This window comes from Methylophilus sp. YYY-1 (genome assembly GCF_029132825.1).
Lineage (GTDB): Bacteria > Pseudomonadota > Gammaproteobacteria > Burkholderiales > Methylophilaceae > Methylophilus > Methylophilus glucosoxydans.
In genome coordinates this window covers 87,641-112,103 of sequence record NZ_WOVG01000002.1, presented here as the reverse complement: position 1 = coordinate 112,103, position 24,463 = coordinate 87,641, and the positions used below count along the sequence as shown (strand labels likewise).

The following is a 24,463-nucleotide window of genomic DNA, read 5'->3' as shown; positions in this document are numbered from 1 at the left end:
TGAGGACAAAAATTATAGTCTGCCATTACCACTTGCTAACTGACTCTTGAAATCCGAATAGGACAGTTCTAGACCTTTACAGGGATCAATTACCGGCTTCCATCCCAGATTATTAATTCTTGCACTGTTTAAAAGCTTTTTCATGGTCCCGTTAGGTTTTGATGTATCAAACACAATTTTTCCTTCAAAACCCACCGTCTTAACAATAAGATGAGCCAGTTCAGAAATTGAAAAATCATATCCTAAGCCGACATTGTAGATATCGTGTTCAGATTTTTGAGACATCAACACCTTCATTGCACTAGCCAAATCATCAATATAGAGAATTTCTCTTCTTGCGGTCCCGTCCCCCCAAACCAAAAACTCTTTATCGCCGGACACTTTAGCCTCATGAGCACGCCTAATAATTCCAGCAATAACGTGATTATGTTCTGGGTGATAGTTGTCACCTGGGCCATAAAGATTGGGGGGGATTACAGACACAAAATCACATCCGAACTGAGTTTTGTATGCGCGACACATTTCAATACCTGCAATCTTAGCGATTGCATAAGATCTAATGTTTTCTTCAAGCGGCCCAGTTAATAAAGCATCCTCTGAAATGGGTTGCAGTGCTTTTGTGGGGTAGGTGCAATTTGATGCTACAAAGACTAGTTTTTTCACGCCTACTCGGTATGCTGCATCTATAACATTTGTTTGAATCAGAATATTGTCTCTCAAAAAGTCTGCACGATATGTAGCATTTGCGTGAATTCCACCAACTTTTGCGCCTGCATGAAAAACCAATTCCGGCTTGTGCTCATGCACCCAATCATTAACCTCAGCTTGACAGCGTAAATCTAGATCAGCACTTGATGCAGTAATTAGTATAGCGTTTTCATTCGCCATAGCTCGCATAAGGGCAGAGCCTAGCATTCCCCTGTGCCCAGTAATCCAAATGCGTTTATTTGCAAAAATAGAATGATTATTTGAGGACATATATAATTTTCTGATGTTAAATTTTCAAAACGTGAGGCCATATAAAACCACTCTTACTGGCATACAATAAGTTACAAACCTATTAACATTTTGAAGTTAAAAAATGTAATCTACCATTTTACCATTTTTGTGCATCAAATAAAAATTTAAGCAAATCAATCAGTCATCTTCTTGAGAAACAATTTTCTTTTTAGCTCTTTTCAAACACCGCCGCAAAAAAACCATCCGTGCCATGCAGATGAGGCAATAATTTCAGATAGCCTCCTGTATCCATCGCAATATTTTGCTGGGCTAAAACTTCATTGGCAGGGATGAGTTTGAAGTCAGGGTGTGCGGCAAGAAAGGCTTCGGCGATGGCCTCATTCTCTTCACGTAACAAGCTACAGGTCGCATACACCACGCGGCCACCGGCTTTGCAGAGCTTGGCGGCGCGGGCGAGGATGTTGGTTTGTTTGACATTCAGTTCAACCACATCTTCTTCAGCTTGGCGCCATTTTAAATCCGGGTTGCGGCGCAGGGTGCCGAGACCGCTACAAGGGGCGTCGACCAGCACGCGGTCAAACTTGCCGTTGAGGCGTTTGAGTTTGAGGTCGTTTTCGTTGTTAATCAGTTGCGCTTGCAGGTTGGAGAGGCCGCTGCGTTTTAAGCGTTGGCCAAGGTTGTTGAGACGTTTTTCGGAGACATCAAAGGCATATAAACGCCCGGTATTTTTCATCAATGCGCCCAGCGCCAGCGTTTTGCCGCCCGCCCCTGCGCACAAGTCGGCGACCATCTGGCCGCGTTTGGGGGCAACCAGATAGCTGAGCAACTGGCTACCTTCATCTTGCACCTCGATTTTGCCTTCGGTAAACAGGATGTGTTTGCCGATATTGAGGCGCGAGCCCATGCGGATGCCGACGGGGGAGTACGGCGTAGGCGTGATCACATTATCTTTAACCGTGTTTTCAGCCAGCATACGGGCCAGCACTTCTTCGCGGCTGGCCTTGATGGTGTTGACGCGCAAATCCAGACTGGCTTGCTCAAACATGCTGCGGCAGATGGTCATGGCTTCTGTCTCGCCATATTGTTCAACCAGTTTTTGCCAGAACCAGTCGCGCACATCGGCCAGCACTGCTGGCGCAAAGCCTTCACTGTTTTTCGCTTTGATGGTGACGGCCCATTCTTTTTGACGCTCGTCGAGCATCTCATCCAAGTCACGGATGCTTTTGCCCTCTATTTTAAGCAGCAAGGCGATAATGAGCTTGCGTGTATCTTCTTGTTCATCTGGCTCGCTGACACTCACTTCACGCAAATAACGATAGCGGCGTAAGACGCCGTAGGCGGTTTCAGCCACCCAAGCACGGTCTTTGGTGCCCAGCTCGCGATGCTGACGGAAAAATTCGCCGAGCTTGGCATCGGCCGGACTTTCAAATTTCAGCAGGTCGTTTAACAGCATCGCCGTCTGGCGCATCAGGGATTGGTTCATCAGGTTCTTTCAATACTTACGATAGTTGCAATATTTGCGTTATTCGGCGATCAAGCGCGTGGCCACTTGCTCAATCACCATGCCGTTTTTCTCGAGCTTTTTGATTTTAACCGGCACATAGCGATAGCCGCTGGCCAGCCATAATTCCACTTTTTCATCTGTGTCACCACGGGTGTGCGCAATATGCAGGGTAGACACAGACTGCTCGGCAATCTCTAACGTCTCCTCACCTTCAAACACATACTCATATTCGCCCAGCCGGCGGCCATTGGTTAATGTCACGCGCATTTCTTGCAGCGGCGGTACAAACATAAACTGATACATAAAACTCAGGATGTCTTGCGTATTGGCGGGCAACTCGCGCTTTTGCTCACCCTTGCTGGTTTTGAGGGTCAATTCACCGATCGCCCAGTTAAAGGTCGCCTCATAGGTTTTGCTTTCACGGCTACCAAACGCATAACGGTAATAGCTAGGCCTGAGCCCAGCGGGCCCCACTTCACCGCGACTTTGCTGTTCAAGCGAGGGGTACAACAATTTTAGCAGCCCCTTGCCCTCAACCAGCCAGCGTAAGGAATAACTTTCTGCAGTCTCGCGCACATATTCAATGCTGGCACTGCCGGCCGGGCGCGACTCGCCATTCACATACACCGCATACTCGGTCAGCACATGCCGATATGGCGGGGCAGGCCGCTCATCGTCCGTTGCCTCTGGATGATCACTGGCATGCCACTCGGCAATTTGTTCTGCCACCGCCTCAGCCTCAGGCACAGCAGGCGCATCCTGACCTGACTGGCTCACATCTGCTGACGATGACTCGCTTAAAGCATCCGGCGCGACACGATCACCCTGATCAGTCGCCGGTTCTGAAAGTGGCTGCGCGGAAGAGCGCTTTTTCGCCGCAGGCGCAGGGCGAGAGGCCGGCGCCTCAACCTTGGAAGCGACTGGCGCGGACTTGGTTGGCAACACAAGACGTGCTTGCAATCGCGCTGGCTGTTCCGCTTCTGCCGGTAACCAGCTCCGCCAATTGACCTCACTCAACACCAGCACATGCAACAACAAAGAAACACAGAAAGCGAGAAACAACGGCCACGAAAAATGCTGCGTGATCTTTTCTCGTAACCCTGACGCTGGCATGTTTAAGTTCCCAGCATTGACGGCATCACTGGCCGGTGATGCTGGTGATCACCTGCTCCATCTGTTTGCCATCATCTTGCACAATCAGCTTGACTGGCAGATAGCCTTTTTCTTTGGCCAGGTATAACGTTTTCTCACCCTCGGTATCCGCCAGTTTGATCACATTAAACGTCCCTGCCTCGGTGACAAGCGGTGTTTTTTCTTCGGTGATCACAAAGGCGTGGGGCGAGAGTTTTTTACCAGTTGCCACGTCCAGGCTGATTTGTTTACCTTTAGGGGGCTGCCACATCCAGCAATACATCACACTTAGCAAATCCTGTACGTTTTTGGTCAACGGCACGGTTTCCTGCTCGTCTTTGATTTGCATATTGAGGATTTTTTTCGCCCAGTCAAACTCACTGATCAAGGCTTTATTCGGATGTTTGGACTGGCGTGACTCAAAATGTGCCGGACGTAAAGCATTCGAGATAACCTGGCCTTGACTGGAGAGTGTGCGCTCACCCATCAGCTTGTAAATGCCTTTACCTTCCGCCAGGGAATTGATCTCGTAACGCCCTGAGGAGACATTGAGCTGATCTTTGATGGTGCCAATACTGACGCCTTGCTGCAACAAATCATAGGTGACGGTCAGTTGCTTGGGCGCAGCCGACAAGCACGGTGCGGCCAAGAAGCCTGCAATCGCCAGACAGAACGCTAGATGGCGGCAAAAGCGCTGCATGCCAGCCATTACACCACCACGGTTGGGGCTTCGCCCGCTTGCTGTGCGCGAATCTGACCAATCCGGTAAACCGTCTCTCCTGCGGAGGCCAGCACAGCTTGCGCCTGGTCTGCGTGCTCTGCCGCCACGATCACGGCCATGCCAATACCGCAGTTAAACGTGCGGTACATTTCAATCGGTTCGATATTGCCTTGTGCCTGCAACCATTGGAACAAGGGTGGCAACGTCCAGCTGGCTTTCTGGATTTCTGCAGTCAGGCCTTCAGGCAACACGCGCGGGATATTTTCGGTGATACCGCCACCCGTAATATGCGCCATGCCTTTGACTGGCAAAGTTTCCAGCAACTGGAGAATAGACTTCACATACAGCTTGGTCGGTGCCATCACCACATCTTTGAACTTGCGGCCATGGAAATCTGATTCCATATCAATCCCGGATGTTTCGATCAGTTTGCGGATCAAGGAGTAGCCATTAGAGTGCGCACCACTGGAAGCCAGGCCCAGCACCACATCAGCGGCACGAATGGTAGAACCGTCAATAATATTGGCTTTATCGACACAGCCAACAGCAAAGCCAGCCAAATCATATTCACCGGCAGGATACATGCCAGGCATTTCAGCGGTTTCACCGCCCACCAGCGCACAACCGGACTCTTCACAGCCTTGCGCAATGCCTTTAATCACGGCGGCAGCAGTGCCGACTTCGAGTTTGCCACAGGCAAAGTAATCGAGGAAAAACAGCGGCTCGGCGCCTTGCACCAGAATATCGTTTACACTCATGGCCACCAGGTCTATACCCACAGTGTCATGCTTGTTCAACTGAAATGCCAATTTAAGCTTGGTCCCCACGCCGTCGGTGCCCGAAACCAGCACAGGCTCCTTGAATTTTTTTGGCATGGCAAACAATGACCCAAAGCCACCAATCCCGCCCATGACTTCAGGACGCAGCGTGCGCTTGGCAAAGGGCTTGATTTGTTCGACCAGGGCATCGCCCGCCTCAATGTCTACACCGGCATCGCGGTAGGTAATGGAAGTTTTATCAGAAGAAGTCGTCAAGATACTCTCGTTTCTTTCAATGCGATTAATTGTGTGACGCACTACCGGCAATGTGCAGATGTTTGCAACAAAGCGTAAGACCGCGTCGAAATTCAGTATAATTTTAAAATAATCATTATTTTAACGCATCTTGCCAGTTCGACCTACGCCGGATTCGCGCATGCGCCCTACCCATGTCAGACCAAGACCATCACAAGTCCATTGCTACCCAGTTTGTCAGTGATCATCGCTGGTGGATTCTGATCGGCATTTTCATTTACCTTTTTTACCTGCTCGAGCCCATCCTCACGCCTTTTCTGGCCGCTGCCGTGATTGCCTATATGCTGGACCCCATGGTGGACAAACTGAGCGAAGCCGGCCTGGGTCGCTGGCAGTTTGGCCGTACCGTCGCCACTTTGCTGGTGATGACTGGCGTCATTTTGGCGTTGATTGGTCTGTTGCTGATCTTGATTCCGCTCTTGCAACAGCAGTCGCAGTTAATCGCGCAACGCTTACCGGTCGTGGTCGATCACTTCCATCAGCAGGTAGAGCCCTGGTTACGCGACAAATTCGGCATCCACCTTGATATTGACAGCAACGTTGTCCAAAAACTGATCAGCGAGCACTGGCAAACCGCAGGCAGTATGCTGGGGAGTTTTTTGCTCAGCGCCGGGCAAAAAGGCCTTAACCTGATTGGCATGTTTGCCAACATTTGCCTGTTGCCCGTGGTGTTGTTTTATTTTCTGCGCGACTGGGATCATATGATGGCTGAAACCGGCAACCTGATCCCGCGCAACTGGATCGCGCGGGTAAAGCATATCTGTAAAGACGTAGACAGCGTGGTCGCAGAGTTCTTGCGTGGCCAGCTTTCCGTCATGCTGTCGCTATGCGTGTTTTACAGCGTCGGCCTGTGGCTGGTGGGGCTGGATATGGCGCTCTCCATCGGCATGATTGCCGGCTTGTTAAGCTTTGTCCCCTACCTGGGCTTTGCCTTGGCCTTTGTGATGGCAGTCTTGCTCGCCTTGTTACAGTTTGCCTCGCTACCAGAAGTTGTCCCGGTCCTGCTGGTATTTGGCGTCGGCCAGTTTGTAGAAAGCTTTCTGCTCACGCCTATTTTGGTGGGCGACCGCATTGGATTGCACCCGGTCATCGTGATTCTCGCATTAATGGCTGGTGGGCAATTATTTGGGTTTGCCGGCGTATTGCTGGCGTTGCCGGTGAGTGCCGCAATTGCCGTAGGCTTGCGCCATACCAAACAAAGTTATTTGCGTAGCGAAACCTATTTGAATAGCGAGCCGAATCTGATCCAAACCCTGGATGAGTGATCCCTCGCGATAAGACTGCCGTGAAACAACTGCTACTGAATATTCAGCCGCCGGCCGCGCCCGGTTTTGACAACTTTATTGTGGGCCAAAACCAAGAGGCGCTGGCCAGCTTACATGCCGTGCTGGCCGCACAAGCCCCCACCCGTTTTCTTTACCTCTGGGGTGAGTCTGGCAGTGGCAAAAGCCATTTATTGCTGGCTGCACAGACCCTGGGGGCGCATATTGCCGATGATGTGCACCTGCTGGATGAAGAGTCGCAAATCATTTTGTTTGATACTTTTAACCAGATCAAGGCGGAAGGCGGCATGCTGGTGACCGCTGGCAGCCATGCGCCCACCCAGATGGGCTTGCGTGATGACCTCGCGACCAGGCTGGCCTGGGGCTTGGTTTATCAACTACATCCGCTGAGTGACAGTGAAAAAGCGGAGGCCTTGCGTGCTCATGCGCATGAGCGTGGCATGAAATTACCCGAAGAGGTGATTGCTTACTGCTTGCGCTATTTGCGCCGGGATTTGCCGACACTGATGGCCGTGCTGGACGCGCTGGATAAATGGTCATTGACCACCAAAAAGCCCGTCACCGTCGCCATGCTCAAAAAAATGCGTCAGTTGCAGACAACGCGGTAATCAAACACAAGACGGGCACCACACTCAGCTATCGACCTACTCGCCAAAGCTGAAACGATTCTTGCCATTTTTCTTGGAGTCGTACATGGCTTTATCTGCCACATGCAACAACTGTTTCACGTTTTTGCCATGATGCGGGTATTCGGCAATGCCGATACTCACCCCGATTTCCAATGGAATCCCGCGCACAACCACGGGTTGCGCAAACAAGTGGATCAAGCGCTGCGCGAGCTGCGTCAATTCCAGCCGATGTAAGTAGTTGCTCACCACCAATACAAACTCGTCTCCGCCCTGACGGGCCAGAAAGTCAGACTGTCTCAGCACTTTCTTAAACATATTTGCCACTTCAATTAGCAAGGCATCGCCCACATCATGTCCATAGGCATCGTTCACCCGTTTAAACCCGTCCAGATCCATAAAAAAGACAGCAAACTGCTTGGAGCCTATCCTGGCCATTTCGTAAGTGCTTTCCAGATAGACATTCACACTGCGGCGGTTTGGCAGGCTGGTGAGCAAATCGTGATCCGCCTGATGGCTAAGCTGTTTAGCTACGGCCTGATTTTCCATGACCTGTTCCAGCAAAAGGGTGGTACTGCGGTAAGAAAAGACCAAGACGCTGATAATGACAATACTCAATAGAATCGCCACCGTGACTGAAGCCAGGATACGATTGCGGATCGCTTGCTCAAAGCCTTGACGCTGTAATACCAGTTGCTCGTCAATCTGCGCCATATGCCCATCAATCAACTTCATCAATTCACGCCCGCGATCTCTGCTTAATGAAAGATGTGGCGCATATTCACCCGCATGCATCTGTACCTGCACGCTTTTATCCATGACATTAAATTTTTGTTGCACCAACTGTTTGATTTTATTTAACAAGGGACGCGCAGCACAGTCTATTGCCAAACTATTTTCTAGCTGTGCGATGACTTTAGAGGCTTCATCACGTCCTTGTTCCAGCGCATCCAAAAACAAGGTGTGCCCAGTGAGCAAATAACCGCGCTGCCCACTTTCGGCATTGGTGATCGCCTTACCCAAGGTCACCACCTGGTAGCGCTGCCTGTCTACCAGATCTTTTTGCTCTGAGTAATCAACGAGCTGATACATGGCAACAAACAACCCCGCCATTGAGATGCACAATAATGCAGCCGCAATGATTAGTGGGATAAGTATTCGTCGCTTGTAATTAAACATACAGACTTTATATCGTCACAATCTCACATATTTTTTAGGGAAAATTTCCAACTAATTGATGATAAAGCCTTACCGAATAGAATAAAATAGCCTTTTGATAGATAACCACTATCCCATTATGCTCAGAATCACAGAAATCAAACTACCGATTGAGCTTGCAGATACGCTCAAACACCAGGATGACCAAATCAAGGCGGCGCTGATCAGACGCCTTGAAATCCCCGAAAGCGAACTGATCCGCTTTGAGATCTTTAAGCGCGGCGTGGATGCACGCAAGTCACATGCCATATTGTATGTGTACAACCTGGATGTCGAGGTCAAAAACGAAGCCAAAATACTGGCACGGTTTAAAAAAGACCCGCACATCAAACCGGCACCGGATACCAGCTACCACTTTGTCGCACAATCCAGTCAGAACAAGACACACCGGCCTGTTGTGGTGGGATTTGGTCCAGCCGGGATTTTTGCCGCGCTGATTCTCGCCCAAGCCGGCTTCAATCCGATTGTGCTCGAACGCGGCAAAGAAGTGCGCAAACGGACCCAAGACACCTGGGGACTCTGGCGCAAACGCACATTAAACCCTGAATCCAACGTGCAGTTTGGTGAAGGCGGAGCGGGCACGTTCTCGGATGGCAAACTCTACAGCCAAATCAAGGATCCCAAACATTACGGCCGCAAGGTCTTGCAGGAATTCGTCAAGGCCGGGGCGCCAGAAGAAATTCTTTACGTCAGCCATCCGCACATCGGAACTTTCAGGCTGGTCGGCATGGTTGAAGAAATGCGCAATACCATTATCAGCCTGGGGGGCGAGATCCGCTTTGAAAGTCGGGTAACCGATATTGCCATTGAGAACGAGCAGGTACAGGGCGTCACTCTGCATAGCGGTGAGTTTATCCCGACCAATCATCTGGTGCTCGCCGTCGGTCACAGCGCGCGTGACACGTTTGAGATGGTCTATGAAAGAGGCGTGTATGTTGAAGCCAAGCCGTTCTCGATTGGCTTCCGCATTGAACACCCACAAAGCCTGATAGATCGCGCGCGCTATGGCAAAAGCTATAGCGACGATATCCTTAAAAAACTGGGCGCAGCTGATTACCGGCTGGTGCATCACGCGCAAAATGGCCGTAGTGTGTATAGTTTTTGCATGTGCCCGGGCGGCACGGTCGTTGCCGCCACCTCAGAACCCAACCGCGTGGTGACCAATGGCATGAGCCAATATAGCCGCAACGAGCGTAACGCCAATGCTGGCATTGTGGTTGGCATCACGCCGGAAGTGGATTACCCAGGCCACCCACTTGCGGGTGTCGAATTCCAGCGCCAGCTGGAAAGCCAGGCATACGTGCTCGGCGGCAGTAATTACTCAGCCCCCGGCCAACTGATAGGCGACTTTTTAGCTAACCGCCCCTCGACCCAATTTGGTGAAGTGATGCCGTCTTACACGCCCGGTGTGCACTTGACCAACCTGGATACCGCATTGCCTGAATTCGCGATTAGCGCCATGCGTGAAGCGATCCCGGCTTTTGCCAAACAAGTTTCCGGATTTGACCTGGCCGATGGCGTCCTCACTGGCGTGGAAACCCGCACCTCCAGCCCGATCCGCATCAAACGCACCGACGATACCTTGCAAAGCATCAACACCAAAGGCTTGTTTCCCTGTGGTGAAGGCGCAGGCTACGCAGGCGGCATTCTGTCAGCCGCGGTAGATGGGATTAAGGTGGCAGAAGCCGTTTCGCTGTCGCTGACTTCCTGATCAGTTTTTCAAAATAGACCACATAAAAAAACCTGCCGAGGCAGGTTTTTTTTATTGCCAACACAATTACTGACGAATCAGGTAATCAAACGCCCCCAGTGCTGCATTCGAGCCCTCACCCATGGCAATGATGATTTGCTTGTAGGGAATCGTTGTGACATCCCCTGCCGCAAACACACCTGGCAACGACGTGGCATTGTGGTGGTTAATTTCAATTTCACCATATTTGCTCAGATCCAGGGTGCCTTTTAGCCAGTCACTGTTAGGGACCAGGCCAATCTGGATAAACACACCTTCCAGTGCGATATGCTTGCTCTCGCCAGAGACGCGGTCGGTGTAAGTAAGGCCATTCACACGTGTACCGTCACCAGTGATTTCGGTCGTTTGGGCGCTAGTTAAAATCGTCACGTTTTCAAGTGAGCGCAATTTGCGTTGCAATACCGCATCTGCCTTCAGCTCAGTATCAAACTGCAGCAAGGTGACATGACCAACCACACCAGCAAGGTCAATTGCGGCTTCCACACCGGAGTTACCACCACCAATCACTGCGACATGCTTGCCTTTAAACAACGGGCCATCGCAGTGTGGGCAGTAGGCCACGCCTTTGTTTTTATAGGCTTCTTCGCCAGGCACATTCAGATTTCTCCAGCGTGCACCGGTGGCCAGAATCACGGACTTGCTGCGCAAAATCGCCCCGCTTTCGAGCTTCACTTCAATCAAGCCAGCATGTTTGCTGTCGGTTTTGCTAGGCTCGGCCAATCCAACGGCACGTTGCAATGGCATGATATCCACGTCGTAGGTTTTCACGTGCTCTTCAAGCGCCGCGACCAGTTTAGGGCCCTCTGTCTCTTTGACTGAAATAAAGTTTTCAATCGCCAGGGTGTCGTTAACCTGGCCACCAAAGCGCTCAGCGACGATGCCCGTGCGTATGCCTTTACGGGCTGCATAAATTGCTGCTGAAGCACCCGCCGGGCCACCGCCAACCACCAGCACATCAAACGCTTCTTTAGCGTTGAGCTTTTCGGCCTCTCTGGCAACAACGCCCGTATCCACCTTGGCCAGAATTTCTTCGACCAGCGTACGGCCTGAGGCAAACATCTCGCCATTGAGGAAAGTGGCGGGTACCGCCATGATGTTGCGCTCGTTGACTTCGTCCTGAAACAGCGCGCCGTCAATCACGGTGGTCTTGATGCGTGGGTTGAACACGGTCATCAGCGTGGTTGCCTGCACGACGTCTGGGCAGTTATGGCAAGACAAGCTCATATACACTTCAAAATTCAAATCGCTATCCAGCGCCTTGATCTGGTCAAGTACATCCTGTTCAACCTTAGGCGGATGGCCACCGGTCCACAATAAGGCCAGCACCAAGGAGGTGAATTCATGGCCTAACGGAATCGCCGCAAAGCGCACACCATGGGTTTCGCCTTCTTTGGCAATCACGAATGACGGTTTGCGTGCATCATCGCCAGTCTCGTCCAGGCTAACCTTGTCTGACAAAGCGGCAATTTCTTGCAACAGTTCACGCATTTCTGCGGCACGCTCACTCCCATCCAGCGAAGCAATCAAACGGATAGGTTGGCGCAACATGCCAAGGTAAGTCTGCAGTTGGGTTTTTAAGGTGTCATCTAACATATTCATTCTCCAAAATCACGGCTGGTGCATTTCTTCAGGCAACAACACGCCGTGGCCATCACGCATGGCAATCAAAAATGGTTGGGGGAAACTCGCTCAGGAAAAACCACAGTGACAACACATCCACTCAGTGACTTTTCCTGAGCGCCCTGCTTGCGCAGGGCGTTGCTCATACCAATCTCAGCGAGATTAGATCTTGCCTACCAAGTCCAAAGATGGCGTCAAGGTTTTTGCACCTTCGTTCCACTTGGCTGGGCACACCTGGCCTGGGTTAGCAGCCGTATATTGTGCAGCCTTCAATTTGCGCAGCGTTTCTTTCACATCACGGGCAATTTCGTTGCTGTGTACTTCAACAGTCTTGATCACGCCGTCTGGGTTGATCACGAAGGTACCACGCAATGCCAAACCTTCTTCATCAATATGCACGTCAAATGCACGGGTTAATTGGTGAGTTGGATCGCCAACCAATGGGAATTTCGCCTTGCCTACGGCTGGTGAAGTCTCGTGCCAAACCTTGTGGGAGAAGTGGGTATCGGTGGTCACGATGTACACTTCAGCACCAGCCTTCTGGAATTCCGCATAATTGTCAGCTGCATCTTCAACTTCGGTTGGGCAGTTGAAAGTGAACGCTGCTGGCATGAAAATCAACACAGACCATTTGCCTTTCAAAGACTCGTCAGTCACTTCGATAAATTTACCGTTGTGAAAAGCTTGCGCCTTGAATGGTTGTACTTGTGTGTTAATCAATGACATGTAGTTCTCCTTTATGATTTAGAACGTGGGTTAATTAAACAGACTTCATTAAATATTGCTGCATTTCAACAGCGAATGAGTGCATTGTAGACACACACATTCAATATGTAAAATTGATTATTTTAATTTTATCAATAAATTATTTTTATCAAACTATACAGCCACCGTAACTTGTCCATGCCCTTCAAGGCCACGGTTATCCTGCCAGTTTACCGTAATCACATCGCCGACCTTGGCATCCTGTATATAAAAGGTGAAATAGGGATTGCGTGCAATCGCGGTGCCCGTCTGGGCATCTACAATCACCTGCCCATTCATCACCACTTGCATCAGTTGCATAAAGTGCGCGGGCATTAACTGGCCATCTTCATTTTTGCTACGACCCGTACGCATGGGATGCACAATAATGATTTTAAGTTCAGTGACATGGTTCCCCAGCGGGCTGCTCTCCAGCATGCGGGCTCGCATTTTCATGCTACTGGCAAACGGCTCTTCACGTTCGCTGCTGGCACAACCATCTTCGAGCACGATCACCTGACGCCGCTGCTGCACAAACTGGCCACTCCCCTGTTCTGCCAACGCGATCACCTCCCCCGATTGCGCGAGCTTGACGCGTGTCACCAGCCTCGGCAATACCTGCTTGCCTAACTCAAAACTCGCAATCAAGGGAGTGGGATTGGCATCTGCCAGCAAGCGCAAACTACGCAGTTTGCCCGCCGCCTGCGTGCTGCTCAGCTCAATTTGCACCACGGCGCCGTTTTCAGCTTTTTGCGGTGCGTCAATACTGAGATCACTGGCGACAGGCACCGCGGTGGCTTTGAGCGCAGCCAACACTTGTGCCGTTTGCTTGGCCTCAAAGGCAGAAGCAAACCAGGTGGCCGCTTGCACTTTGCGGGCGATGATCCACAATGGTAGCGCTGCCAGCAGCACACTGTTTTTTAACCAGCGACGTCTGTCCATCCTGCCCTCCTATCCATTTTTGTCATCCCCTTGTTCCAGCTTGAGCTGCACCCTGAGCGCTTTCAATCTGGCCTCGACTTTGGATTGCAGGTAAAAATCGCCATCCTTGGCCTTGCTGGCAATTTCAAACTGCTCAATCGCCCGCGGCAAATCATACTTGCGCACATAAGACTCCCCTAGCGCCTGATGCCGCAACATCTGTTTGTCCTGGCCCTGATATGCGGCAGCCAGCCAGTCATACAGTTTTGGGTCCTCAGGGAAGGCCTCAAGCTGTTTCTGGATAAAACTGACTGCCGGCGCCCACTGATTGCTGCGGATCAATAACTCAGCCTCGCCTTGCGCCAGCGCACGATGTTGCGGATATTGCTGCAAGCCCTGAACAAAACGGTTTTGCGCCTGTGCCACCTGCCCCGACTTGGCCAGGGTCAAGCCTTGCAGGGTCACCAGATAAGGGCTGGAAAGGCCATGCTTAACCAGCCAGTCGACCTCGGCCTGTGCTTTTTGCGGCTGATTGACACGCAGCCAGGCGTAAGCCAGGCCATAGTGTTCAGCCAGCTCATTCTGGTAGCGGCCCTCGTTAATATTGTTCTGAAACTCTTCTACCATTTGCTGGGGCGCGCCTTGAAAAGCCCGGATTTTTGCCCGCATCATAAAAAAGGGCAGACTTTCATTCACCTGCTTATAAGGCAGGTTTTGTACACGGTTGCCTATATCGGCAATCCGCTCGCTGGTCAGCGGGTGGGTACGCAAATAGCTGGGCATATTGCCATCCGAAAAGCGCGTCGCCCGCTGCATGGTGGTAAAAAAGGCCGGCATGGCGCGCACATCAAAGCCTGCATCCTGCAAAATGGTCAAGCCGACCCGATCTGCTTCGCGCTCGTGCTCACGCGTGTAATCCAGCTGCTTTTGTATCCCGGCAGCAGAGGCCGCAGTCATCGCGCCCATGCCCACTTGCGGGTTAGAGCGTGCCACCAGCAATGCCAGGGCCGTCGCAGCGATATTTTTGAACATATCGTACTTTTGAGAGGCAAGCATACGCGCCAGGTGATGCTGCGTGACATGGCCGATTTCGTGCCCCAGCACACTGGCCAACTCAGACTCACTGTTGGCCGCAATGAATAAACCGGTATGGACGCCAATGACCCCGCCCGGCATGGCAAAAGCGTTAATCGACTTGTCCTGTACCACAAAAAAATAAAACTTTTGAGCGCGGTCCGGGCTACTTGCCCCCAGCCGCGTGCCCAGTGCCTGCAGGTAATCAGTCACCTCGGCATCATCGAACACATCTTCATCGGTAGCGACTTGCTTTAAAATCTGGTGCGCAATTTTTTCTTCATCGCGCAATGACAATACGGTTTGTGAGGCGTCACCCAACTCAGGCAGCTGGTTAGATGAATCGGCAGGCAGGGTGACATCCAGATCACCAGGCTCATAAGGCTTGCCAGAAAAAATACCAGTCGAGTTATTCGCCAACAAGGACGCCTCGGGCACAATGAACAGTGCGCACAAACACAACCCGCGCAACAGCCGCGCCCAACGTGTACGCAGATTGCCAGATTGAAATGCCATGTGGAGTGGTTTAAAACGCATGTGCCCTGTGCTAAAGACCCAAACTTGTTATGATAACGACTTCACTGCCCGAGTTCATCCTTTTTCACTCGCACTGATTTCACTAGAACTGAGCTCAAGACCACTTATGTCAACTGCCAACAACGGACTCACCCACTTTAACGCCCAAGGCCATGCCCATATGGTCGATATCGGTGACAAAGCACACACCAAACGCATCGCCATCGCTGAAGGCAAGATTCAAATGCAGGCAGCCACGCTGCAAACCATCCTGCAAGGCACCGCCAAAAAAGGCGACGTCCTCGGCATTGCCCGCATTGCCGCGATCCAGGCCAGCAAAAAAACCAGCGATCTCATACCGCTCTGCCACCCGCTTAGCCTAAGCCGCGTAGATGTCAGTTTTATGGCGAATGAAACGCAACACAGTATTACTTGCCGAGTGCAATGTGAGACCACCGGGCAAACCGGGGTGGAAATGGAAGCCTTGACTGCTGTACAGGTTGGCCTGTTAACGATTTACGATATGTGCAAAGCCATTGATAGAGGCATGACAATACAAAGTGTTCGGGTGCTCGAGAAGCATGGTGGGAAAAGTGGGGATTGGCTGGCGGACTAAGCAACACAAGTTACCACACTAAACATTTCCTTTCGCCTCTCGTCAAGTTACTTTCTGTTGCTTTCCCCACAGAAAGTCACCACAACTAACGCAGTGTTGCGGCGAAGGCTAACCTTTAGGTTAAGCCACGCAGTGGCGACCGAAGCCAAAGAAGAGGGCACCCAGCCATCACGGCCTCACTGTTGCCTTGCATTGTTGGCTACGGTTGCTATGCTTAACATCGCTACGCGAGTTAGCCTACACCGTAACAGACTGCTTTGCAGTCTTAGTGATCAACAAGTAAGCGGTCACGAACCTCGCCTTAGCATCTTTGCCGCGGAGCTCAGACAGTCGCTCCCTTCTTCCTTACTTTGTTTCCGCTACTCAGCGCGATGGGATTTATCCCGTCAAAGTCACACTGTTGAAATTTGGACCGTTCAAAAAGTAATTCTTTTTTAATTCATGGACGCTTGCAGTTGCATGGTTTTCGGGGGGCCCATCTGACGCACCAAGCAACGCATGGTTGGCGGGAGTACTCGGCCATCGGCTGTCCGAGATCCGCAGTGGCTTGCGTCTTGTGCAAGCCGCCAGGGCAAGTTTCGATGGCCGCTCGGCAAGCCGAGTAGCACAGCAAACAAGCGGAAGCTGGGGTGCACTTTTTTCTGCTTACTTTATCTTTGAGTGCAAGCAAAGAAAAGTAACTCGCCTAAAGGCGAAAAGGAAAGTTGGTTAGTATGCCGAAGCAGACCCACTGTTACCAAAAAGTTAAAGAATTACCTTCTTTACTTAAGCCAACAATGCCGCAATCCGCCGCGCACATTCTGGCGCCATGGTGACGCCATAGCGAAAATGACCGGTATTCAAATACAGATTTTCAATGTTTGGATGACGGCCTATCGTCGGGATATTGTGCGGCGTGCCGGGGCGCAAGCCACTCCAGTGTTTGATCACTGATTGCCCTCGCAGGGCTGGCAGAATCGCCTCGGCTTTTTGCAGCATTTCAAGACGCATGCTTTCAGTCACCCCGGTATCAAAACCGACATCTTCCAGACTACTGCCGGCTAGTAAGTGACCATCCCGACGTTGCAGCATGTAAAAACCTTCACGGTAAATAATATGCGGTAGCAGGCCAGGGGACATCTGATACAACAGCATTTGCCCGCGCATGGGCTTGATCTCCAGACTCAGCGCGGTTTGTTTGAGTAGCTCAAAACTCCAGGCGCCGGAGGTGACGACAAAATGGTCGGCAGACAAGGTTTCGCCTGTTGTGGTTTGCCAGGTGTGGATGGCGGAGGCGCCCTCTTGCAAGGGCATGAGTTGTGTTTGTTCGCGCAGAGTGACGCCATGCTTGATCAACCAGGCTTTGAGCGATTGTAGCAGGCGCGGGTTACGGATTTGCACCACTTCTGGAATCAGCAGGTTATCTCCTTGCAACTCTGCTTGCAGTCCATAGCGCTGGCACCAGTCCAGGGCTGCTTGCTGGTCAAACGGTGGCTGGATCAGCATGCCGCTACGCGTGCATTCGGGGTCTATACCGGTTTCGGCAAAGAGCTCCGCACTGACGGCTGGATAGGCGCGCGCACCAGCCAGCGCCAGCTCGTTGACAATCTCCTGATAAAACCAGGGCAACAGCGGAAAAGCGATGCCCGCCCCAGCCCACGAAGATTCGCCTGATGTTTGGGCCGCGACGATATTGCGCTCAACCAGCGTGACGGTGTGCCCTTGTTTCTTTAACTGCATGGCAGTGAGGCAGCCTACGATGCCACCGCCGACCACGACCACTGAAGTGTTTGCCATAAGACCCGGTATTTAAAATGAAAAAGCCTGAGGCCCCGAGCTGCAACAGTCAGGGCCTCAGGCCTCTATTGTCTTACGGTTTACGGCCAGAAATCAAATAGACTTCCATCGCGATGAGGGCGGCATTGCTGCCGAGCAGGACCAGAATATCGCCTTCGTTGAGAATAATATCCGGTCTGGGTGCAATCGGTTCTGGCATATTGGTGCGCCGGAGCTGTTTGACCTCGACCGCAAAATCCTCAAACGGGATATGGTCCAAGCGCAAACCATGCGCATAAAAGTTTTTATACATCTCGACCGAATGCAGTTGTGGCAGGGCGGCGGTGGTCGTATCCGCATCGCTCACGCCACGGAAGTAACCTTTGAACATTTTGTACCGCTCTTCGCGGAACAGACGGATACGTTTGACCACGCGGTTAAGCGGAATCCCCAGCGTGACCAGTGCATGCGAGGCCAGCATGAGGCTACCCTCCAGAATTTCCGGCACCACTTCTGCCGCCCCGGCATCTCGCAGCAAATCCATTTCACTGTCATCATGGGTGCGCACAATCACGGGCAAGGTTGGATATTTTTCCTGGATTACATGCAGCACCTTCATGGTGCCACGCGTTTCGGCATAGCTGACAATCACCGCTTTGGCCCTGGCCAGCCCGGCCGCCTCAAGCACAGAGCGGCGGCCTGCATCGCCGTAAATCACATTTTCACCGGCGGCGGCGGCTTCCTGAACGCGGCTGGCATCCATATCCAGTGCCACATAGGGGATATTTTCTTCGCGCAAAAAGCGGCCCAGATACTGGCCACTGCGACCATAGCCGCAGATGATGACATGATCGCGCAAATCGAGGCTGTGCTCCTGAATAGTCTCCACCACCTTGTAGCTATTACGCGTATAACTCTTGACCAGTTTGCGCGCAATCCTGCCGTTATATTGAATAATGAACGGCGCCACTAGCATAGAAAGAACTGCCACGGACAGCACCAGCTGTAGGGACTCGCCGTCAATCAAATGCGTTTGCAAGCCCAGGGCCAGCACCACAAAACTGAACTCCCCCGCCTGGCCAAGAATAATGCCGGTACGGACACCCACGCCCATCTCAAAGCCATACAACTTGGTTAAAAAGGCAATCAGGCCAATCTTGAACACCAGGAACAGGGCTAACAGGAAAACAATCAATACAATATGATTGATCAATACGGAAACGTCGAGCAGCATGCCGACGCTGATAAAAAACAGACCCAGCAAGATATCGCGGAAAGGCGCAATATCTGATTCAACCTGATAACGGTATTTGGTCTCGGAAATCAGCATCCCGGCGACAAAGGCCCCCAGCGCAAAGGACAAGCCGACATAGTTGGTGGCTGCCGCCATCAGCAGGGTGACCATCAGCACATTGAGCACAAACAACTCGCGTGAGCGCTGTTTGGCCACCAGCTCAAACCAGAAGTTAAGGATGTTTTTCCCGAACTTGAACAGTAAAAACAGCAGTACAGACGACTTGAACAGCGTCAGCCCCAACACATCCAGCCAATTGTCGCTATGCGAGCCTAGCGTCTGGATCAACACCAGAATCGGAATCACGGCCAGATCCTGGAAAAGCAGCACGCCGATACTGAGACGACCATGTCTGGAGTTAAGGTCTACACGCTCCATCAGAATTTTGGACACAATCGCGGTCGAGGACATGGTGATGGCCGCACCAATGATAAAAGCAGAAGTCAGGCTGAGCCCGGCCACTTTGCCCAGTACCAGACTAGCCAGCAAGGTCAGCACGACCTGTCCGCCCCCTAGCCCGAACAGCGTTTTTCGCATGGCATACAGCTTAGGCAGACTAAACTCGAGACCGATGCTAAACATCAAAAACACGATACCAAACTCGGCCACCTGGCGACCGGACTCTTCGTCCTCCAGCAAGCCCAGGGCGTGCGGGCCCAGCACGATGCCGATGACAAAATAGGCCAGCATGGCAGGCAAGCCGAGGATGCGGAACAAGCCCACGGCGAAGACCGAGCTGGTCAGCAGTAATAAAAGATGTATCAGGGAATCAAACATGCAAAGCTCTAACGCATTTATACCAAGCCGGTCAAACAGGGGTTTGATCGCCATCAGCCAGCGCTGAAGGGTCAAGGTCTATTATGAAACGCAATTGTTTCAGGATGATGCATCGTGCCACAAAACTTTGTTTTATGCAAAAAATGTGCCTGAGAATAAAAAAACCGTAAAAAAAGGGTGTTTTACTTTATTGTCAGGCAACTCGCTTGTTATACTTACCCGCCATGATGACAGCAAATTCCGGCATCCATCTTGTTAAAACACCCGATATCGTGTCGCGCGCACGAGGGGTGTTGTTGCACGAAGCCGATGAGATCAGGCATCTGGCAGACCGCATTGGCTCGGCTTTTGAGGCCGCCGTCCATATGATTCTGGCCTGCAAGGGCCGGGTGGTGGTCACGGGCATGGGCAAATCCGGCCATATCGGCGGCAAAATTGCGGCCACCTTGGCCAGTACCGGCACACCGGCGTTTTTCATGCACCCGGCCGAGGCCAGCCACGGCGACTTGGGCATGATTACGGCAGAAGATGTGGTGATCGCGCTGTCCAACTCTGGCGAGAGTGATGAAATTATTAATATTTTGCCGGCGATCCGCCGCATAGGTGCTCGGGTGTTGAGCATCACGGGCAGCGAAGACTCCACCTTGTCACGTGAGTCGGAAGTGCATTTGAGTGCTGCCGTGAGCCATGAGGCTTGCCCACTCGGCTTGGCTCCCACAGCCAGCACGACAGCGGCCTTGGCCCTTGGCGATGCCTTAGCACTCTGCGTGCTCGATTTGCGAGAGTTCACTGCCGAAGACTTCGCCCGTTCGCATCCCGGTGGCAGCTTGGGCAGACGGCTACTGGTGCGCATCAAGGATGTCATGCGTACCGGCGCGGCCGTGCCCCAAATTGATCAACACGCCTCCATTCAGGAAGCCATCACGCAAATTTCACTCAAGGGCATGGGCTTCACGGCTATTGTGGACCACGCGCAACGCCCAATAGGCATTTTTACCGATGGCGATTTGCGCCGCTTGTTTATGCAGGGCAAGAACAATCCACAGGCATCCATTGATACCGTGATGAACAAACAGCCGTATTTGCTGGAGACGAATCAGATGGCGGTTGAAGCAGTTAACATGATGGAGCAGCACAAAATAAATGGCTTTTTGGCAGTAGATGCCCAAGGGCAGTTGGTAGGGGCATTCAATATGCATGACTTATTGAAAGCCAAAGTCGTTTAGCTTAAACAGGCATTAGAATTCAGGCATGCTTAAACACCCCATTTTGTTGCCGATTGCGTTAATGCTGTTGCTGGCGCTGCTGACCTTCTGGATTAACCAGAATGTACAAGAGCAAGCACTCAAAATGAACATACTTAATCGCCAAGCGCCGGACTACATGTTGTACAACTTTGTGAGTACCCGCACGGATGCGTCCGGCAATACCAAATATGTGCTGGCGGCTGCAAAAATGCGCCACTTTCCTGCCAATGACTATGCAGAATTGCAGCGGCCACGCTTTACCCAGTTTGGCCTGAACAAGCCTTACACGCAAATTTATGGTCAGCAAGGACGTGTTTCCGCCAATGGTAAACTGGTGGAGTTTAGCAATCAGGTCAAGGTGATCCGCCAAGCCTCTGCCACCAAGCCAGAAACACAAATGCAAACCGAGCGGCTTTGGCTGGAGCCGGATACCGAGGTGGCACACACAGACCAGCCGGTGATCATCCGCCAAAAACCGGCGACAGTGATTACAGGCACGGGCATGCGTTTTGATAACCGGGCTGATACCATGCAATTGTTTAACCGGGTGCATGTGCATTATGAGCGTCCACCCGTCGCCAGCAATTTGGCAAGCCCGGCCCAGGCGTCAAACACAGAACGCCAATGACCGTTGATTATGGAGAAATGAGTTGAACACGCACAAGCCCTTATTTTTAGCGATCTGCATGAGCGTATGGGCGCTATTGTCCATGCCGCTGAGTGTGCTAGCCGAAGAATCTGACCGAGATCAACCGATAGAGCTTGAAGCGGATACCGTGACCGTGAACGATGCTAAAAAAATCAGTATCTACACGGGCAACGTGATTCTTAATCAGGGCACTTTGCAAATCAAGGCGGACAAAATGATCGTACGCGAGGATCAGGACGGCTTTCAACATAGCACCTGTACCGGCAACCCCACCACGTTCAAACAAAAACGTACCGGTAAAGACGAGTGGATGCAAGGCAGTGGTCAACGTATCGAATACAACGCCCGCATGGATAAAGTGCAACTGTATACCAATGCCTGGGTTAAACGTGGTGAAGACATCGTGACCGGGGACTATATCAGCTACGACGCTAACGCCGAGTATGCCGAGGTGATTGGCGGCACCAAAGCCAACCCGAACGGGACGGCTGGCAGCCGCGTCAAGGCCACCATACAGCCTAAAAATAAAACCACACCGCCTGTCATTGACAACAAGCCAACCTCTCAACAGGGGTTACGGATGAATCGCTCCTTGCAACTCAAGGTCGAACCTGCCCCTGCCGAAAACACTGGTGAGCAAGGCAAAGAGTAAGCATAAAGATGGAAACCATGGCAGCAGATCAGAACCATTTGCAGGTTAACCGCCTGAAAAAAACCTATCAGGGCCGTACCGTCGTCAAAAACACGACGCTTGAGTTACGCAGTGGCGAAGTGATCGGCTTGCTGGGTCCCAACGGGGCAGGCAAAACCACCAGCTTTTACATGATTGTCGGGTTGGTTGCGCTGGATGAAGGCAACATTACGCTGAATGGCGCCGACGTGAGCCGCGCGCCCATGCATGAGCGCGCGCGCATGGGCTTGGCTTATCTGCCCCAAGAAGCATCCATTTTCCGCAAGCTCAGCGTAACCGACAACATCCTCGCCATTCTTGAAACCCGTCCCTATACGGAAGAGCAACGTGAGGCGAGGCTTGAATCCTTGCTGGATCAATTGCATATCCAGCACATCCGCAACAGTCAGGCCGTCAGCTTGTCTGGTGGCGAACGTCGACGCGTTGAAATTGCGCGCTGCCTGGCCACTGACCCTAAATTTATTTTGCTGGATGAACCGTTCGCCGGGATTGATCCGATTGCGGTGATCGAAATCCAGAAAATCATCCGCTACCTGAGCAGTCAGAATATTGGTATTTTAATCACCGACCACAATGTGCGCGAAACGCTGGATATCTGTGACCGCGCTTATATTGTCAATGAAGGCGCTGTGTTTGCAGCAGGCACGCCCGATGAAATCATTCAGAATGAAGGTGTGCGTGAAGTGTATCTGGGCAAGAATTTTAGGCTGTAATCCGTCATGAAACAGAACCTGCAATTACGTATTTCGCAAAATCTGGCGCTGACGCCGCAGCTGCAGCAATCGATCCGTTTGCTGCAACTTTCCACGCTGGAACTGAACCAGGAACTGGAAACCATCCTGCAGGAAAACCCGTTACTGGAAATGTCAGACGGTGAAGAAGGCGAGTTTGAAGATAACACACCGCCTCCCCCCACTGTAGAAGCTGAGCCGACAGATGCCAGCTCGTTTGACATGGCAACGCAGCAAGAGATCACCGCACCGGCAGAAAGTCTGCGTGAAGACTTGCACGATGAGCTGGGCGGGAGCGAGAGCGACCTGCCCAATTTAAACGAGGAATTCACGCCGCCAGAGTTTGAAGATGATTATGAAGAGTTTGGCAGCACCAGCAACTGGGACGAAGCCGGACGCAATCATCAGGAAGACGAAGACAGTGACTTTTCCAGACAGGAAACCACCAGCATCAGTTTGCGCGAGCATCTGATTGATCAGATACAACTGGCACATTTATCGCAACGTGACATGAGCCTGGTCAAACTGCTACTGGATAGCATCACTGATGATGGCTATCTGGAGCAAGATCTGCAGGAGATTGTGGAGCACTTGCCACTCGAACTTGAGGTCGAGCTGCTGGAACTGGAAACCGCCCTCAAGCTGATCCAGAATCTGGACCCTGTAGGCGTAGGTGCGCGCGATTTACGCGAGTGCCTGCTCTTGCAACTGACGCGTTTGCCGCAAGAAACGCCACACTTGCAAACCGCCATTGCCATTGCCAAAGACCACCTGGCGCTGCTTGCCAACAAAGACTTTGTCAAACTGCGCAAGGTGCTTGGTTGCGATGAAGCGGTACTCAAGGCGGCGCAGCACCTGATCCGCCAGCAAAACCCCAGACCCGGCAGCGAGTTTTCCAGCTTTAGTCACGATCACTTTATCCAGCACGATGTGGTGGTTAAAAAAATCAAGGGCATTTGGGTCGCCTCTTTAAATGATGGCGTGATCCCCAAACTGCGCATCAACCAGATGTATGCGGACATCCTCAAGCGCAACCGCGAGAGTTCAGGCCAATACCTGCAAAGCCAGATGCAGGAAGCCAAGTGGATGATTAAAAATATCCAGCAGCGCTTCTCGACCATTTTGCGCGTGTCACAAGCCATTGTAGATCGCCAGCGCAACTTCTTTGAACATGGTGAAATTGCCATGCGGCCACTGGTGCTTCGTGAAATCGCCGAAGAACTCGACTTGCATGAAAGCACAGTTTCCCGCGTCACCACACATAAGTATATGCTCACACCGCGTGGCGTCTATGAACTCAAATACTTCTTTGGCAGCTCGGTGGCCACAGATGCAGGCGGCTCCTGCTCTGCCACCGCTATCCGCGCCTTGATCAAGCAAATGGTGGCCGAAGAAAACCCGAAAAAGCCTTTGTCGGACAACCAGATCACCGACACACTGGCACAACAAGGTATCGTCGTTGCCCGCCGTACCATAGCCAAATATCGCGAGTCCCTGAATATTCCTCCCGCGAACTTGCGCAAAACGCTCTAAACAAAAAAGGCCGCAGATGCGGCCTTTTT

General features: G+C 51.8%; 21 protein-coding genes. 9 read left to right on the top strand and 12 right to left on the bottom strand.

The features are described 5' to 3' along the window. Positions 1 to 12: 12 nt before the first annotated feature. From GOC95_RS07115 to purM, 5 genes are all read right to left on the bottom strand, one after another. Positions 13 to 978, bottom strand: coding sequence for a GDP-L-fucose synthase (locus GOC95_RS07115; RefSeq protein ID WP_275356473.1), 966 nt, complete (start codon positions 976 to 978; stop codon positions 13 to 15). 190 nt (positions 979 to 1,168) lie between these two features. After that, on the bottom strand, positions 1,169 to 2,443 hold the full coding sequence (locus GOC95_RS07110) for an RsmB/NOP family class I SAM-dependent RNA methyltransferase (RefSeq protein WP_275356472.1): 1,275 nt from the start codon (positions 2,441 to 2,443) through the stop codon (positions 1,169 to 1,171). Between the two features lie 39 nt (positions 2,444 to 2,482). Beyond that, the gene (locus tag GOC95_RS07105; protein ID WP_194749798.1) at positions 2,483 to 3,577 is read right to left on the bottom strand and encodes a DUF3108 domain-containing protein; all 1,095 of its coding nucleotides are present in this window, start codon (positions 3,575 to 3,577) and stop codon (positions 2,483 to 2,485) included. 25 nt (positions 3,578 to 3,602) lie between these two features. Continuing rightward, a complete protein-coding gene (locus GOC95_RS07100; RefSeq protein ID WP_275356471.1) occupies positions 3,603 to 4,304 on the bottom strand; it encodes a DUF3108 domain-containing protein in 702 nt (233 codons plus the stop codon). Beyond that, the gene (purM, locus tag GOC95_RS07095; RefSeq protein WP_275356796.1) at positions 4,304 to 5,353 is read right to left on the bottom strand and encodes a phosphoribosylformylglycinamidine cyclo-ligase; all 1,050 of its coding nucleotides are present in this window, start codon (positions 5,351 to 5,353) and stop codon (positions 4,304 to 4,306) included. Before purM ends, GOC95_RS07100 begins: the two co-directional genes overlap by 1 nt. Positions 5,354 to 5,523: 170 nt before the next feature. Between purM and GOC95_RS07090 the strand changes: the two genes are divergently transcribed. Together GOC95_RS07090 and GOC95_RS07085 are read left to right on the top strand one after the other, a co-directional pair. Next, on the top strand, positions 5,524 to 6,654 hold the full coding sequence (locus tag GOC95_RS07090) for an AI-2E family transporter (protein WP_275356470.1): 1,131 nt from the start codon (positions 5,524 to 5,526) through the stop codon (positions 6,652 to 6,654). A gap of 20 nt (positions 6,655 to 6,674) precedes the next feature. Continuing rightward, the gene (locus GOC95_RS07085; RefSeq protein ID WP_275356469.1) at positions 6,675 to 7,280 is read left to right on the top strand and encodes a DnaA/Hda family protein; all 606 of its coding nucleotides are present in this window, start codon (positions 6,675 to 6,677) and stop codon (positions 7,278 to 7,280) included. Between the two features lie 36 nt (positions 7,281 to 7,316). On the opposite strand, the gene GOC95_RS07080 is transcribed toward GOC95_RS07085, so the two are convergent. After that, the gene (locus GOC95_RS07080) at positions 7,317 to 8,411 is read right to left on the bottom strand and encodes a diguanylate cyclase (RefSeq protein ID WP_275356468.1); all 1,095 of its coding nucleotides are present in this window, start codon (positions 8,409 to 8,411) and stop codon (positions 7,317 to 7,319) included. A gap of 184 nt (positions 8,412 to 8,595) precedes the next feature. On the opposite strand from GOC95_RS07080, the gene GOC95_RS07075 reads away from it, so the two are divergent. Beyond that, the gene (locus tag GOC95_RS07075) at positions 8,596 to 10,227 is read left to right on the top strand and encodes an NAD(P)/FAD-dependent oxidoreductase (protein WP_275356467.1); all 1,632 of its coding nucleotides are present in this window, start codon (positions 8,596 to 8,598) and stop codon (positions 10,225 to 10,227) included. A 66-nt stretch (positions 10,228 to 10,293) separates the two neighbouring features. On the opposite strand, the gene ahpF is transcribed toward GOC95_RS07075, so the two are convergent. From ahpF to GOC95_RS07055, 4 genes are all read right to left on the bottom strand, one after another. Beyond that, the gene (gene ahpF, locus GOC95_RS07070) at positions 10,294 to 11,859 is read right to left on the bottom strand and encodes an alkyl hydroperoxide reductase subunit F (RefSeq protein ID WP_275356466.1); all 1,566 of its coding nucleotides are present in this window, start codon (positions 11,857 to 11,859) and stop codon (positions 10,294 to 10,296) included. A 189-nt stretch (positions 11,860 to 12,048) separates the two neighbouring features. Next, complete coding sequence (gene ahpC, locus GOC95_RS07065; protein WP_018987528.1) at positions 12,049 to 12,612, bottom strand: alkyl hydroperoxide reductase subunit C; 564 nt, start codon at positions 12,610 to 12,612, stop codon at positions 12,049 to 12,051. A 153-nt stretch (positions 12,613 to 12,765) separates the two neighbouring features. Next, positions 12,766 to 13,572, bottom strand: a complete 807-nt coding sequence (gene soxZ / locus GOC95_RS07060; RefSeq protein WP_194749791.1) for a thiosulfate oxidation carrier complex protein SoxZ — start codon at positions 13,570 to 13,572, stop codon at positions 12,766 to 12,768. A 9-nt stretch (positions 13,573 to 13,581) separates the two neighbouring features. Then, positions 13,582 to 15,141, bottom strand: a complete 1,560-nt coding sequence (locus tag GOC95_RS07055) for a M48 family metalloprotease (protein ID WP_275356465.1) — start codon at positions 15,139 to 15,141, stop codon at positions 13,582 to 13,584. Positions 15,142 to 15,268: 127 nt separating this feature from the next. Here GOC95_RS07055 and moaC point away from each other — a divergent pair, with 127 nt between their 5' ends. Beyond that, positions 15,269 to 15,757: a cyclic pyranopterin monophosphate synthase MoaC gene (gene moaC / locus GOC95_RS07050; protein WP_275356464.1), complete on the top strand. Its 489-nt coding sequence runs from the start codon at positions 15,269 to 15,271 to the stop codon at positions 15,755 to 15,757. A 765-nt stretch (positions 15,758 to 16,522) separates the two neighbouring features. On the opposite strand, the gene GOC95_RS07045 is transcribed toward moaC, so the two are convergent. Then, positions 16,523 to 17,533, bottom strand: a complete 1,011-nt coding sequence (locus tag GOC95_RS07045; protein WP_275356463.1) for an FAD-dependent oxidoreductase — start codon at positions 17,531 to 17,533, stop codon at positions 16,523 to 16,525. Positions 17,534 to 17,606: 73 nt separating this feature from the next. After that, positions 17,607 to 19,583, bottom strand: a complete 1,977-nt coding sequence (locus GOC95_RS07040) for a cation:proton antiporter (protein ID WP_194749709.1) — start codon at positions 19,581 to 19,583, stop codon at positions 17,607 to 17,609. Between the two features lie 224 nt (positions 19,584 to 19,807). Between GOC95_RS07040 and GOC95_RS07035 the strand changes: the two genes are divergently transcribed. From GOC95_RS07035 to GOC95_RS07015, 5 genes are read left to right on the top strand one after another with little or no spacing between them, the layout of a single operon-like run. Continuing rightward, on the top strand, positions 19,808 to 20,809 hold the full coding sequence (locus tag GOC95_RS07035; RefSeq protein ID WP_275356795.1) for a KpsF/GutQ family sugar-phosphate isomerase: 1,002 nt from the start codon (positions 19,808 to 19,810) through the stop codon (positions 20,807 to 20,809). A gap of 25 nt (positions 20,810 to 20,834) precedes the next feature. Next, positions 20,835 to 21,458 carry an LPS export ABC transporter periplasmic protein LptC gene (lptC, locus tag GOC95_RS07030; protein WP_275356462.1) on the top strand — a complete coding sequence of 208 codons (624 nt, stop codon included), beginning with the start codon at positions 20,835 to 20,837 and terminating at the stop codon, positions 21,456 to 21,458. A 58-nt stretch (positions 21,459 to 21,516) separates the two neighbouring features. Further along, complete coding sequence (gene lptA, locus GOC95_RS07025; RefSeq protein WP_275356461.1) at positions 21,517 to 22,131, top strand: lipopolysaccharide transport periplasmic protein LptA; 615 nt, start codon at positions 21,517 to 21,519, stop codon at positions 22,129 to 22,131. An 8-nt stretch (positions 22,132 to 22,139) separates the two neighbouring features. Then, complete coding sequence (gene lptB, locus GOC95_RS07020) at positions 22,140 to 22,883, top strand: LPS export ABC transporter ATP-binding protein (RefSeq protein WP_194749713.1); 744 nt, start codon at positions 22,140 to 22,142, stop codon at positions 22,881 to 22,883. Positions 22,884 to 22,889: 6 nt separating this feature from the next. After that, on the top strand, positions 22,890 to 24,434 hold the full coding sequence (locus GOC95_RS07015) for an RNA polymerase factor sigma-54 (protein ID WP_275356460.1): 1,545 nt from the start codon (positions 22,890 to 22,892) through the stop codon (positions 24,432 to 24,434). The last annotated feature ends 29 nt before the right edge of the window (positions 24,435 to 24,463 follow it).